General features: G+C 39.9%; 14 protein-coding genes and 1 other annotated feature. All 14 genes read left to right on the forward strand.

Annotation, left to right across the window (positions count from 1 at the left end; translation table 11 throughout):
- Positions 1 to 507 carry an NYN domain-containing protein gene (locus tag ACQ5H4_RS21265; RefSeq protein ID WP_430776946.1) on the forward strand — a complete coding sequence of 169 codons (507 nt, stop codon included), beginning with the start codon at positions 1 to 3 and terminating at the stop codon, positions 505 to 507.
- Positions 508 to 630: 123 nt separating this feature from the next.
- On the forward strand, positions 631 to 1,242 hold the full coding sequence (gene sigH, locus ACQ5H4_RS21270) for an RNA polymerase sporulation sigma factor SigH (RefSeq protein WP_285852393.1): 612 nt from the start codon (positions 631 to 633) through the stop codon (positions 1,240 to 1,242).
- A 94-nt stretch (positions 1,243 to 1,336) separates the two neighbouring features.
- Positions 1,337 to 1,480: a 50S ribosomal protein L33 gene (gene rpmG, locus ACQ5H4_RS21275; RefSeq protein WP_119706256.1), complete on the forward strand. Its 144-nt coding sequence runs from the start codon at positions 1,337 to 1,339 to the stop codon at positions 1,478 to 1,480.
- A 49-nt stretch (positions 1,481 to 1,529) separates the two neighbouring features.
- Entirely contained in the window at positions 1,530 to 1,709 is a 180-nt protein-coding gene (gene secE, locus ACQ5H4_RS21280) for a preprotein translocase subunit SecE (RefSeq protein WP_066058623.1), read from the forward strand.
- 167 nt (positions 1,710 to 1,876) lie between these two features.
- On the forward strand, positions 1,877 to 2,410 hold the full coding sequence (nusG, locus tag ACQ5H4_RS21285) for a transcription termination/antitermination protein NusG (protein ID WP_391559482.1): 534 nt from the start codon (positions 1,877 to 1,879) through the stop codon (positions 2,408 to 2,410).
- 173 nt (positions 2,411 to 2,583) lie between these two features.
- Entirely contained in the window at positions 2,584 to 3,009 is a 426-nt protein-coding gene (gene rplK / locus ACQ5H4_RS21290) for a 50S ribosomal protein L11 (protein WP_066058614.1), read from the forward strand.
- A 164-nt stretch (positions 3,010 to 3,173) separates the two neighbouring features.
- Entirely contained in the window at positions 3,174 to 3,872 is a 699-nt protein-coding gene (rplA, locus tag ACQ5H4_RS21295; protein ID WP_119706258.1) for a 50S ribosomal protein L1, read from the forward strand.
- A gap of 57 nt (positions 3,873 to 3,929) precedes the next feature.
- Positions 3,930 to 4,076, forward strand: a sequence feature (ribosomal protein L10 leader region).
- A 32-nt stretch (positions 4,077 to 4,108) separates the two neighbouring features.
- Positions 4,109 to 4,609: a 50S ribosomal protein L10 gene (rplJ, locus tag ACQ5H4_RS21300; RefSeq protein ID WP_119706259.1), complete on the forward strand. Its 501-nt coding sequence runs from the start codon at positions 4,109 to 4,111 to the stop codon at positions 4,607 to 4,609.
- A gap of 62 nt (positions 4,610 to 4,671) precedes the next feature.
- The gene (gene rplL / locus ACQ5H4_RS21305) at positions 4,672 to 5,034 is read left to right on the forward strand and encodes a 50S ribosomal protein L7/L12 (protein WP_119706260.1); all 363 of its coding nucleotides are present in this window, start codon (positions 4,672 to 4,674) and stop codon (positions 5,032 to 5,034) included.
- 114 nt (positions 5,035 to 5,148) lie between these two features.
- Positions 5,149 to 5,751 carry a class I SAM-dependent methyltransferase gene (locus tag ACQ5H4_RS21310; RefSeq protein WP_430776947.1) on the forward strand — a complete coding sequence of 201 codons (603 nt, stop codon included), beginning with the start codon at positions 5,149 to 5,151 and terminating at the stop codon, positions 5,749 to 5,751.
- 325 nt (positions 5,752 to 6,076) lie between these two features.
- The gene (gene rpoB / locus ACQ5H4_RS21315; protein ID WP_430776948.1) at positions 6,077 to 9,637 is read left to right on the forward strand and encodes a DNA-directed RNA polymerase subunit beta; all 3,561 of its coding nucleotides are present in this window, start codon (positions 6,077 to 6,079) and stop codon (positions 9,635 to 9,637) included.
- A 165-nt stretch (positions 9,638 to 9,802) separates the two neighbouring features.
- Entirely contained in the window at positions 9,803 to 13,399 is a 3,597-nt protein-coding gene (rpoC, locus tag ACQ5H4_RS21320) for a DNA-directed RNA polymerase subunit beta' (protein WP_430776949.1), read from the forward strand.
- A 148-nt stretch (positions 13,400 to 13,547) separates the two neighbouring features.
- Positions 13,548 to 13,796, forward strand: coding sequence for a 50S ribosomal protein L7ae-like protein (locus tag ACQ5H4_RS21325; protein WP_430776950.1), 249 nt, complete (start codon positions 13,548 to 13,550; stop codon positions 13,794 to 13,796).
- 106 nt (positions 13,797 to 13,902) lie between these two features.
- A complete protein-coding gene (gene rpsL / locus ACQ5H4_RS21330; protein ID WP_066058589.1) occupies positions 13,903 to 14,325 on the forward strand; it encodes a 30S ribosomal protein S12 in 423 nt (140 codons plus the stop codon).
- The last annotated feature ends 37 nt before the right edge of the window (positions 14,326 to 14,362 follow it).

The raw sequence follows: 14,362 nt of genomic DNA on the forward strand, positions 1-14,362 counted from the left end.
ATGGACATTCTGTTAGTGGATGGATACAATATCATTGGAGCTTGGCCTGAGCTTCGAGAGCTAAAAAATAAGGATTTAGCAGCAGCTCGGGACCGTTTAATTGAAAGGATGGCCGAGTATCAAGCTTACTCAGGTTATCGTGTTATTGTTGTATTCGATGCCCATTTTGTAAAAGGGACAGAAAAAAAGTATAAGAATTATAAAGTCGAAGTAATATTCACTAGAAATAATGAAACAGCGGATGAATGCATTGAAAAACTGGCGATCTCTTTAAATAATAGAAAAACTCAGATTCATGTGGCAACCTCTGATTTTACGGAACAATGGGCCATATTTGGACAAGGTGCACTAAGAAAATCAGCACGAGAGTTACTAATAGAGATGGACTCGGTTGAAAAGAAGATAGAAAAGAAGGTACAAAACATTCAGGAAAATAGCCCTACGTCAAAAATTCCATTAAGCAGAGAAGTGGCAGAAATTTTTGAAAAATGGCGAAGAGGAAAGTAATGACTGGGTTGACGCTTTAAAAAAGGCTACTGTATAATATTTCTATCTATGCTTGTTCGGTCGGGGGGATCCGAAGTGAATGCTGACTACAAGACAACAAAAACCAACGATAATTTACATTTCATGCAGCTAGAAGATGAAGAAATAGTTGATTTAGTGCACAAAGGTGATAGTGAAGCATTAGATTACTTGATTCATAAGTATCGAAACTTCGTTAGAGCCAAAGCTAGATCCTATTTCTTAATCGGTGCTGACAAAGAGGATATTGTTCAAGAGGGAATGATCGGTCTTTACAAAGCGATCCGAGATTTCCGAGAGGACAAACTCACCTCTTTTAAAGCGTTTGCAGAACTGTGTATTACGAGACAAATTATTACCGCGATTAAAACAGCAACGAGACAAAAGCATATTCCGTTGAATTCTTATGTGTCGTTGGACAAGCCGATCTATGATGAAGAATCCGATCGAACGTTAATGGATGTTATTTCTGGAGCTAAAGTGTTAGATCCGGAGGAACTCATTATTAACCAAGAGGAATTTGATCATATTGAGGTGAAAATGTCAGAGCTTCTAAGTGATTTAGAGCGGAAAGTGCTAGCTCTTTACCTAGATGGTCAGTCTTATCAGGAAATATCAGAGGAACTCAATCGTCATGTGAAATCGATTGATAATGCGCTCCAACGTGTGAAAAGAAAGCTTGAGAAATACCTTGAGGTGAGGGAACTCACACTGTAATATGACAGGGTATATGGTAATAGAGCTCTGTTGACATTGATAAGTGTCCATGATACAGTTTTATGGACAAAATAGTAAGTTAGAGGTGGCATTTTTGACAAAAAAGGTAGTTTTGGCCTGTGTAACTTGCGGTTCGAGAAACTATTCAACGATGAGCAATAAAGAGTCGGAAAGGTTAGAGCTGAAGAAGTTTTGTAGAACATGCAGTGCTCATACCATCCACCGTCAAACAAAGTAGTAGGCACCACCTATAGATATAGTAAGACAAGGAAGTTGGGGGTATACACATGCAGCGCGTAGTCAATTTTTTTAAAGATGTCAGCCGTGAAATGCGCAAGGTTAGTTGGCCAAAGCGTAAGGAATTGACAAACTACACAGTTACGGTATTAGCTACAGTTATATTTTTTGCTCTTTTCTTTGCTGTTATAGATTTAGGGATTTCAGAATTAATTCGTTTAATTCCTTGAATAACACCCGTAACATAATGGTATAATGGTAACAAACATAGGAAACTTTTAGCAAAGCCCGGAAACGGGTTTTTTCATTTGTAAAAAAATAAAAGGCTAACAATGCTTTCTAGTTTAATAAAATGGATATTTTCATATAGGGAGGGAAGGACAATTCGTCCTCGATAATGGAAAAGAATTGGTATGTAGTTCATACTTACTCGGGTTATGAGAACAAGGTAAAAGCAAACCTTGAAAAACGTGTAGAGTCTATGGCGATGCAAGATAAAATCTTTCGCGTGGTAGTGCCTGAAGAAGAAGAAACAGATATAAAGAATGGTAAAAAGAAAGTAGTTAAAAGAAAGGTGTTTCCAGGTTACGTATTGGTTGAAATCGTAATGACCGATGACTCTTGGTATGTGGTTCGAAATACACCTGGAGTAACTGGTTTCGTAGGTTCAGCTGGATCTGGCTCTAAGCCAACTCCTTTACTACCGGAAGAAGTGGATTTCATCCTTAAACGTATGGGACTTGAGCAAAAGCGTGTGGATGTAAACTTTGAACTTGGAGAAATGGTACAAGTCAAGGAAGGACCATTTGCGAACTTTACTGGATCTATTGAAGAAATTGATAAGGACAAATCTAAAGTCAAGGTTCTTGTAAATATGTTTGGTCGAGATACCCCTGTAGAACTTGAATTTACACAGATTGAAAAAATATAACCTGAAAAAACTTGAAATAGGTTTCGAAAAGTGGTAATATTTCAAAGGTCAGTATGTCTCAAACTTTGAGACCGGACAAAAGGAAACAGTTCTTTATTTTTATAAAGACTATTATATGAGTGGGAGGGGAAAATCCCCTATTACCACATCACGGACTTAAGGAGGTGTGTCTCGTGGCTAAAAAAGTAATTAAGATTGTTAAGTTGCAAATCCCTGCTGCTAAAGCTAATCCAGCACCACCAGTTGGTCCTGCACTAGGTCAAGCCGGTGTTAACATCATGGGATTCTGTAAAGAGTTCAACGCTCGTACAGCTGAACAAGCTGGCTTAATCATTCCTGTTGAGATTACGGTTTTTGAAGACCGTTCATTTACATTTATTACAAAAACTCCTCCTGCTGCAGTTCTTCTTAAGAAGGCGGCTGGTATCGAGTCTGGTTCTGGTGTACCGAACCGTAATAAAGTAGCAACAGTCAAGCGTGACAAGGTGCGCGAGATTGCTGAAACAAAAATGCCTGATCTAAATGCGGCTAGCGTTGAAGCAGCTATGCGTATGGTTGAAGGTACTGCACGCAGCATGGGTATTGTTATCGAAGACTAATTCATGCTCGAATTTTTCTTTAGTTAAGGGGTTGCGGTGTTGAATTTGGTTTCACGCGCAACCTTTCTTATGTCTAGCGATTGTGCGATATGCACAGTGCTGTTATTCGTGGGAGGTTAGTTAAGAACTTTTCCGCTAAAACCACAATCTAGGAGGAAATAAAAATGGCTAAAAAAGGTAAGAAGTTTTTAGAAGCTTCAAAGCTTGTTGACCGTACAAAAGCATATCCGGTTGAAGAAGCTATTGAACTTGCTAAAAAGACAAACTTTGCAAAGTTTGACGCATCTGTAGAAGTTGCTTTCCGTCTTGGAGTAGATCCAAAGAAAGCTGACCAACAAATCCGTGGAGCAGTTGTACTTCCAAACGGAACTGGTAAAACACAACGTGTACTTGTATTTGCTAAAGGTGAAAAGGCGAAAGAAGCTGAAGCAGCTGGCGCTGATTATGTAGGAGATGCAGACTACATCAACAAGATCAACCAAGGTTGGTTTGAGTTTGACGTAATCGTTGCTACACCTGACATGATGGGTGAAGTTGGTAAGCTTGGTCGTGTATTAGGACCTAAAGGCTTAATGCCAAACCCTAAGACTGGTACAGTTACATTTGATGTAACTAAAGCAGTTAACGAAATCAAAGCTGGTAAAGTTGAATACCGTGTTGATAAAGCTGGAAACATCCACGTACCAATCGGGAAAACTTCTTTCGAAAACGAAAAGCTTGTTGAGAACTTCACTACAATTTTCGAAACAATGCTTAAAGTGAAGCCTTCTGCTGCAAAAGGAACTTACATGAAGAACGTAACTGTTACTTCAACAATGGGACCTGGAGTAAAAGTAGACCCTTCAACTGTAAATGCAAAGTAATTTGAAAATATAATTGACAACAGAATGAAATTCTACTAGAATAGATTTTGTTGTGAAAATAGAATAACATTTGTACCGCAGACAGTAGGTGCCTTTAAGGCTTAATTTCCTACCGAGGTCATACGATAGATTGAACAGTTCGTGTAAACGACTATTGTATACTTCCTCCATGTCTGCAAGGCATGGAGGTTTATATTTTCCGGTATAAATGTAGTAAATCTACAGGAGGTGTAAGGATGAGCAACGCTATCGAAACTAAAAAAGTAATCGTAGACGAAATCGCTGATAAGTTAAAAGCTGCTAAAACAACAGTTGTTGTTGACTATCGCGGTTTAAATGTTTCTGAAGTAACAGAACTTCGTAAACAACTTCGTGAAGCTGGTATTGAGTTCAAGGTTTACAAAAACTCTTTAACTCGTCGTGCTGCTGAAGCTTCTGAACTTGCTGGCCTTAACGACGCTCTTACAGGTCCTAACGCTATTGCATTCAGTAACGAAGATGTAGTTGCCCCAGCTAAAATTTTAAATGACTTCGCTAAAAAGCATGAAGCTCTTGAAATTAAAGCAGGTGTAATTGAAGGGAACGTTGCATCATTAGAAGATATTAAGGCTCTTGCTGAACTACCATCACGCGAAGGCTTACTATCTATGCTACTCAGCGTACTTCAAGCTCCAATCCGCAACCTTGCTCTTGCTACAAAAGCTGTTGCAGATCAAAAAGAAGAACAAGGCGCGTAAGTTAGAAATATCGTTCGTGAAATAAACTAAATCAAACACAATTTTAAGGAGGAACTTTTATCATGACTAAAGAACAAATCATTGAAGCAGTTAAAAGCATGACTGTTTTAGAACTTAACGACTTAGTAAAAGCTATCGAAGAAGAATTTGGTGTAACTGCTGCTGCTCCTGTAGCTGTAGTTGGAGCTGCTGGTGGAGAAGCTGCAGCTGAGAAAACTGAATTTGACGTTGTTCTTGCTTCTGCAGGCGACCAAAAAATCAAAGTTATCAAAGTTGTACGTGAAATCACAGGTCTTGGACTTAAAGAAGCAAAAGAACTTGTTGACAACACTCCAAAAGCTATCAAAGAAGGCGCTTCTAAAGAAGAAGCTGAAGAAATCAAAGCTAAGCTTGAAGAAGTTGGAGCAAACGTTGAAGTTAAGTAATCATGATATTGAAAGGCTCGCTGCATAAGCGAGCCTTTTGCTTTTTAAAAAAGGTTCGATTATAATTCTTTTCGTATAAGTTTTCCCTACTAAAAATTCATGGAAGTGGTATGAATGGCAGAGCATTATTTTTCCCGGGAGCAAAGGGTTGAGAGTAATCGAAAGACGTGGAGCTTTACTCTTAGAAATAATAATCTATCTTTTATTACGGATAATGGCGTATTTTCTAAAAGTGAAGTAGATTTTGGTTCGAGGTTACTAATTGAGGCATTTCAATTTCCGAGCGTCGATGGCCCGATCCTTGATGTTGGTTGTGGTTATGGTCCAATTGGGATTTCTCTAGCAAAAGAACAAGTAACCAAAGAGATACATATGGTAGATGTGAATGAGCGAGCGATTGGACTAGCAAAGGATAATGCAGCTCTAAATAAAGTATCAAATGTAACTATTTACGAGAGTGATCGGTTAACTCAGGTCAAGCGCGACGGGTTTGCGGCAGTTTTGACCAATCCCCCTATTCGTGCAGGTAAGCAAGTCGTTCACGATATATTTGAACAAAGTTTTGAGCATCTTGCTCTTAATGGTGAGTTGTGGGTGGTGATCCAAAAAAAGCAGGGAGCTCCTTCTGCTGTTGAAAAGTTAAATGAATTATTTGGATCGGTTGAAACCGTTGAAAAGAAAAAAGGGTATTTTATTTTAAAAGCCAAAAAGATTTGACTTGACATTTTGGCTATGTTAATATTATAAAATGCCAACATGATATATTGTGTAAAATTGCTAAATTCAACTGTAGTTGTATAAATCTGGCAATTTAAGGCGATGCTAATAAAATAATAGTAGAAAATTGGAGAATGTGGTTTTTAAGAAAAAACCCTTTTTCTTTTTGTCTTATGAAAGAAGATTCATGTAAGCGTGAAGCCTTGAGTTGAGCGGTCAAGTAGGAAAATCCTCCTGTCTGGACAAAAGCGTCACGTTTTCCTATCTATTTTTATAAGAAATTTATAGAAGTTATCACAAAAGCTTGATTTGAGGGGTGAATCTGTTGACAGGTCAACTAGTTCAGTATGGACGACACCGCCAACGAAGAAGTTATGCGAGAATCAGTGAAGTTTTAGAATTACCTAACTTAATTGAAATTCAAACAGCTTCCTATCAGTGGTTCCTTGATGAAGGATTGCGTGAAATGTTCCAGGATATTTCACCGATTGAAGATTTCACAGGTAATTTGTCATTAGAATTTATTGATTATAGTTTAAGTGAGCCAAAGTATTCTGTTGAGGAATCCAAGGAACGAGATGTTACATACTCTGCTCCACTTCGTGTAAAAGTGCGTCTTGTTAATAAAGAAACTGGGGAAGTAAAAGACCAGGATGTTTTCATGGGTGACTTCCCGCTTATGACAGAAACAGGTACATTCGTTATTAATGGTGCCGAGCGCGTTATCGTATCTCAGCTTGTACGTTCACCAAGTGTTTATTATAGTGGAAAACTAGATAAAAACGGAAAACGAGGATATACAGCAACTGTAATCCCGAACCGTGGTGCTTGGTTAGAATATGAAACAGATGCGAAGGATGTTGTGTACGTTAGAATAGATCGTACGAGGAAATTACCCGTTACGGTTCTTTTGCGTGCATTAGGATTCGGTTCAGACCAAGAAATTATTGAGTTAATTGGAGATAATGAGTACATTCGTAATACGCTTGAAAAAGATAATACGGAAGGTACGGAGAAAGCTCTATTAGAAATATATGAGCGTCTTCGTCCAGGTGAACCACCAACGGTTGAAAATGCAAAAAGTTTACTTGTTTCTAGATTCTTTGACCCTAAGCGCTATGATTTAGCGAATGTAGGTCGTTACAAAATTAACAAGAAGCTGCATATAAAGAATCGTCTATTTGGTCAACGCCTTGCAGAAACATTGGTTGATCCTGAAACGGGAGAAATCATTGCAGAAAAAGGTGTGCTTTTAGATCGCCGTACATTAGACCGTATTCTTCCACAATTAGAAAAGAATATTGGATTTAAGACCTTTACTCCAGTTGGAGGAGTAGTTCAAGAAGATATTCTTTTACAATCAATTAAGATTTTTGCTCCTAATGAGGATGGCGAAAAGGCAATTAATGTTATTGGTAATGCATATGTACCAGAAGCTGTTAAGAATATTGATCCTTCTGATATTATTGCTTCCATTAGCTATTTCTTTAACCTTCTACATTCAGTAGGAGATACAGATGACATTGACCACTTAGGAAATCGTCGTCTGCGCTCAGTAGGAGAATTACTTCAAAACCAATTCCGTATTGGGTTATCAAGAATGGAAAGAGTTGTTCGTGAAAGAATGTCCATTCAAGATACAAATACGATTACACCACAGCAATTAATTAATATACGTCCTGTAATTGCGTCAATTAAAGAATTCTTTGGTAGCTCTCAGTTATCGCAGTTCATGGATCAAACAAACCCATTAGCTGAGCTTACTCATAAGCGTCGTTTATCAGCATTAGGACCTGGTGGTTTAACACGTGAACGTGCTGGATTCGAAGTGCGTGACGTTCACTACTCTCACTATGGTCGTATGTGTCCAATCGAAACACCGGAAGGTCCGAACATTGGTCTAATCAACTCGCTATCTTCCTTTGCAAAAGTAAATCGATTCGGCTTTATCGAAACACCATATCGTCGTGTAGATCCTGAGACAGGAAAAGTTACAAGCCATATCGACTACTTAACTGCCGATGAAGAAGATAACTATGTAGTAGCACAGGCAAATGTGAAACTAGGAGAAGACGGATCTTTCATAGAAAACGATATTATTGCTCGTTTCCGAGGCGAAAACACGGTTGTAAATCGTGAGCGTGTAGACTACATGGACGTTTCTCCTAAACAAGTAGTTTCGGCTGCGACAGCATGTATTCCGTTCCTTGAAAATGATGACTCAAACCGTGCACTTATGGGTGCAAACATGCAACGTCAGGCTGTACCATTGATGCAACCAGAAGCCCCTCGTGTAGGAACGGGAATGGAATATGTTTCTGGTAAAGACTCTGGAGCAGCAGTAATCTGTAAACACGATGGAATCGTGGAGCATGTTGAAGCTCGACAAGTGTGGGTAAGAAAAGTGACTCTAGTAGATGGCCAAGAAGTAAAGGGCGATCTAGATAAATATAGAATGCAAAAATTCATTCGTTCAAACCAAGGTACTTGCTATAACCAAAGACCGATCGTGGCAGTTGGTAACCGTGTAACAAAAGGAGAGATCCTGGCAGACGGACCATCCATGGAGCTTGGAGAACTTGCTCTAGGCCGTAACGTTCTTGTTGCCTTCATGACTTGGGATGGTTATAACTATGAAGATGCTATTATCATGAGTGAAAGACTTGTTAAAGATGATGTGTATACTTCTATCCATATCGAAGAATACGAGTCAGAGTCACGTGATACAAAGCTTGGACCAGAGGAAATCACTCGTGATATTCCAAACGTAGGGGAAGATGCTCTTAGAAATCTCGATGAGCGTGGAATCGTACGTGTCGGAGCAGAAGTGAAGGACGGAGATTTATTAGTTGGTAAAGTAACGCCTAAAGGTGTAACGGAACTAACAGCTGAAGAACGCTTATTGCATGCAATCTTCGGTGAAAAGGCACGTGAAGTAAGAGATACATCTCTACGTGTACCTCACGGTGGTGGCGGTATTGTCCTAGATGTGAAAGTGTTTAACCGTGAAGATGGAGACGAATTACCTCCAGGTGTTAACCAACTTGTACGTGCTTATATTGTTCAGAAGCGTAAGATTTCTGAAGGGGACAAGATGGCCGGACGACACGGGAATAAAGGGGTTATCTCACGTATTCTACCGGAAGAGGATATGCCTTTCTTACCAGATGGAACACCGGTTGACATCATGTTAAACCCATTAGGGGTACCATCACGTATGAACATCGGTCAGGTACTTGAGCTTCATCTTGGTATGGCTGCAAGAGCACTAGGTATTCATGTTGCTTCTCCGGTATTTGATGGAGCGCGTGAAGAAGATGTTTGGTCAACTATCCAAGAAGCAGGTATGGCTCGTGACGCGAAAACAGTACTTTATGATGGTCGTTCTGGTGAACCATTCGACAATCGAGTTTCTGTCGGCGTAATGTACATGATCAAACTTGCTCACATGGTTGATGATAAGCTACATGCTCGTTCAACTGGACCATACTCACTTGTAACGCAACAACCACTTGGTGGTAAAGCACAATTTGGTGGACAGCGTTTTGGTGAGATGGAGGTTTGGGCATTGGAAGCATACGGTGCTGCATATACGCTTCAAGAGATCTTGACGGTTAAGTCAGATGACGTAGTAGGACGTGTGAAGACGTATGAAGCAATCGTTAAAGGTGAGAATGTTCCAGAACCTGGTGTACCAGAATCATTCCGCGTATTAATGAAAGAACTTCAAAGCTTAGGTATGGATGTTAAGATCCTCTCAGGCGATGAGCAAGAAATCGAAATGCGCGATTTAGAAGATGATGATGATGTACAACAAGCTGATGCTTTGACGGTTTTGCCTGATTTTGAAGAGTCTGAATCAGAAAAAGTAGGTACAAAAGAGTAATCAACTGACATATATAAAAGCCATCTCCTTGACGGATAAGGTTTTAGGAGATGGACTGATTTTTCAAGGAATCATTCCCTAACATATTGTTGGCATAGAGACTTATTGGAATCTAGGCCTTTCGTATAAGGGTAAAACCCGTAGATCAAAAGGGAGGTAGGCCCCTTGCTAGATGTTAATAATTTTGAGTTTATGAAAATTGGTCTTGCTTCACCAGATAAGATTCGTTCATGGTCTTTTGGAGAAGTGAAAAAGCCAGAAACAATTAACTACCGTACACTTAAACCTGAAAAAGATGGTTTATTCTGTGAACGTATTTTCGGGCCGACTAAGGACTGGGAATGTCATTGTGGTAAGTACAAGCGTGTAAGATATAAAGGTGTAGTCTGTGACCGCTGCGGAGTGGAAGTAACTCGTGCAAAAGTACGTCGTGAGCGTATGGGTCACATTGAATTAGCTGCACCTGTATCTCATATTTGGTACTTCAAAGGGATCCCAAGTCGTATGGGTCTTGTTTTAGATATGTCTCCTCGTGCACTTGAAGAGGTTATCTATTTTGCTTCTTATGTAGTTACAGATGCTGGTGATACAGCATTAGAAAAGAAGCAACTTTTATCTGAGAAGGAATATCGTGCATACCGTGACAAGTACGGTAATAAGTTCCAAGCATCAATGGGTGCTGAATCCATTAAAAAGCTTCTATCTGATATTGATTTAAACAAAGATGTTGAAGCGTTAAAGGAAGAATTAAGAACAGCACAAGGACAACGTCGTACAAGAGCAATTAAGCGTCTAGAAGTACTAGAAGCATTCCGTAACTCAGGCAATGAACCCTCTTGGATGATCCTTGATGTTCTTCCAGTAATTCCGCCAGAATTACGTCCAATGGTTCAATTAGATGGAGGGCGTTTTGCTACTTCTGACTTGAACGATTTATATCGTCGTGTTATCAACCGTAACAACCGTCTGAAGCGTCTATTAGATTTAGGAGCTCCAAGCATTATCGTACAAAACGAAAAGCGTATGCTTCAAGAAGCAGTAGATGCTCTAATTGATAATGGTCGTCGTGGACGTCCGGTAACAGGACCAGGTAACCGTCCTTTAAAATCTCTTTCACATATGTTGAAAGGAAAGCAAGGTCGTTTCCGTCAAAACCTACTAGGTAAGCGTGTTGACTATTCTGGTCGTTCCGTTATCGTTGTAGGACCAAACTTAAAGATGTATCAATGTGGATTACCAAAAGAAATGGCACTAGAGCTGTTTAAGCCATTCGTTATGAAGGAATTGGTTGAAAAAGGTCTAGCGCATAATATCAAATCAGCTAAGCGAAAAATTGAACGAGTTCAGCCAGAAGTATGGGATGTACTTGAAGAAGTAATTAGAGAGCATCCGGTTCTTCTTAACCGTGCACCGACTCTTCATAGACTTGGTATCCAAGCATTTGAGCCAACGCTAGTAGAAGGTCGTGCGATTCGTCTTCATCCGCTTGTATGTACGGCATACAATGCTGACTTTGACGGTGACCAAATGGCCGTTCACGTTCCGCTTTCTTCTGAAGCTCAAGCAGAAGCAAGATTATTAATGCTTGCCGCTCAAAACATCCTTAACCCGAAGGATGGAAAGCCTGTAGTTACTCCGTCTCAGGATATGGTATTAGGAAACTATTACTTAACTCTTGAACGTGCAGGTTCTGTTGGGGAAGGTATGGTTTTCAAGGATACAAATGAAGCGATCTTAGCTTATCAAAATGGTTATGTACACTTACACACTCGTGTAGCTGTGCATGCTGGTTCATTGAATAACGAGACGTTCACTGAAGAGCAAAATAAAAAGCTTCTATTAACGACGGTTGGAAAACTGATCTTTAATGAAATTTTGCCTAGTTCATTCCCTTACATCAACGAGCCTACAAAATCGAATCTTGAAGTAGAAACACCTGCAAGATTCTTTGTAGAGCCTGGTACGGATGTGAAACAAGTAATTAGTGAAATGGATGTTGTAGATCCGTTCAAAAAGAAGATTCTAGGGAACATCATTGCGGAAGTATTTAAGAAGTTTAAGATTACTGAAACTTCGAAGATGCTTGACCGAATGAAAGACTTAGGCTTTAAGCACTCTACAAAAGCTGGTATTACAGTTGGGGTTGCAGACATCGTTGTATTAGGTGAAAAGCAAGAAATTATCGCTGAAGCACAAACAAAGGTAGATAATGTTCAAAAGCAATTTAGACGTGGTTTAATCACAGAAGATGAGCGTTATGATCGTGTTATCTCCATCTGGAGTGCTGCGAAGGATGTTATCCAAGCGAAGCTAATGAAATCACTAGATAAAACAAACCCAATTTTCATGATGAGTGACTCTGGTGCCCGTGGTAACGCATCTAACTTTACGCAGCTTGCTGGTATGCGTGGACTAATGGCCAACCCGGCTGGTCGTATCATCGAATTACCAATCAAATCAAGTTTCCGTGAAGGTCTAACAGTATTAGAGTACTTTATCTCTACTCACGGTGCGCGTAAAGGTCTTGCCGATACTGCACTAAAAACGGCTGACTCTGGATACTTAACTCGTCGTCTCGTTGACGTAGCACAAGATGTTATTGTTCGTGATGATGATTGCGGTACGGATCGTGGATTGCATATTGCTGCTCTTAGAGATGGAACGGAAATTATCGAGTCTCTAGAAGAACGTTTAATCGGACGTTATGCAAGAAAAGCAATTAAAAACCCTGGAACAAAAGAAGTAATGGTTCGTGAAAATGAATTAATTACAGAAGACCTAGCAGCTGAAGTGGTTGCCGCTGGTGTTGAGGATGTATGGATTCGCTCTGCGTTTACATGTAATTCTCGTCATGGAGTATGTAAGAAATGTTATGGTCGTAACTTAGCAACTGGTCAAGAGGTTGAAGTGGGAGAAGCTGTTGGTATCATCGCTGCTCAATCTATCGGTGAACCAGGAACTCAGTTAACGATGCGTACATTCCATACAGGTGGGGTTGCCGGAGATGATATCACACAAGGTCTACCTCGTATTCAAGAGATATTCGAAGCGCGTAACCCGAAAGGTCAAGCGGTCATCTCTGAAATCGAAGGTGTGGTTGTTGGTATTAACGAAGGTCGTGACCGACAGCATGAAATTATCGTACAGGGTGAAGTAGAGTCAAGAACCTACACAGCTCCATACACGGCACGTCTAAAGGTCAGTGTAAACGATAAGGTTGAACGTGGTGAAGAACTGACAGAAGGTTCGATCGATCCTAAGGAATTAATCAAGGTGAAAGACGTAACAGCTGTTCAAGAGTATTTGCTTCGTGAAGTTCAAAAAGTATACCGTATGCAAGGGGTAGAAATTGGTGACAAGCACGTAGAAGTAATGGTACGACAAATGCTTCGTAAGGTTCGTGTTATCGATGCAGGTGAAACAGAAGTATTACCTGGATCACTTCTTGATGTTCACCAATTCAGAGATGCGAATGAAAAAGCGTTGCTTTCTGGCAAGATGCCTGCAACAGGACGTCCTGTATTGCTTGGTATTACCAAGGCTTCACTTGAAACAGATTCCTTCTTATCTGCTGCTTCATTCCAAGAAACAACAAGAGTACTTACAGACGCCGCTATTAAAGGTAAACGAGATGAGTTACTCGGTCTGAAGGAAAATGTAATTATTGGTAAGCTCGTTCCAGCTGGAACTGGTATGCAACGTTATCGTAAAGCTGAGCCAGTTACAAACATTGAACAAGAAGAAGTATTAACTGTAGAATAATCATTTATGCGGCACTCTACCCTGAGTGCCGCACATTAAATGAATACCTCTATTAATAAAAAAAACCGATAGGTGTTGACAGCGAGTTTTATAGGTGTTAATATATCAAAGGTGCTCCTATTAACCTGTTACTTTGGAGGATGCAATCATGTCTTATGAAAAAGTAATGCAGGCAAAGCGATTTATCGTAGGAACAAAGCAAACAGTAAAAGCCATTAAAGGCGGTACTATTTCTGAAGTGCTAGTAGCCAAGGATGCTGAACCTCGTGTGACAGCAAAGGTGATTAGTACAGCACAGGAATTAGGCGTGCCAATTATATATGTAGATTCTATGAAAAAGCTTGGTAAAGCTTGCGGGATCGAAGTAGGTGCTTCTACTGTAGCAATAACTTTTTAAAAACTGTTTTTATAGAAAGATATCTATAAAGACTTTGTTTTTTGTTTCAAAATGAACCACCTGGATGTGTGGGCTTTGAAATAGTAGATGAAGGGAGGAAAAAGAAATGCCTACAATTAATCAATTAGTGCGTAAGCCACGTTCTTCGAAAGAAGAAAAGTCTAAATCACCTGCACTAAACAAAGGTTACAACAGCTTCAAAAAATCACAAACGAACGTATCTTCACCTCAAAAGCGTGGGGTATGTACGCGTGTTGGTACAATGACTCCGAAGAAGCCGAACTCAGCATTACGTAAATATGCTCGTGTACGCTTAACTAACGGAATTGAAGTAACAGCATACATTCCTGGGATTGGTCACAACCTACAAGAGCACAGCGTAGTACTTATTCGCGGTGGTCGTGTAAAGGACTTACCAGGGGTACGTTATCATATCGTTCGTGGTGCACTAGATACAGCTGGTGTAAACAACCGTATGCAAGGTCGTTCTAAATACGGAACTAAGAGACCAAAAGCAGCTAAGAAATAATGATCATTACAAAAAAACTAAAATCACACTTCTGTGA

The sequence above is a fragment of the Bacillus coreaensis genome (genome assembly GCF_050586445.1).
In the GTDB taxonomy this organism is placed as follows: Bacteria; Bacillota; Bacilli; order Bacillales; family Cytobacillaceae; genus Robertmurraya_A; species Robertmurraya_A coreaensis.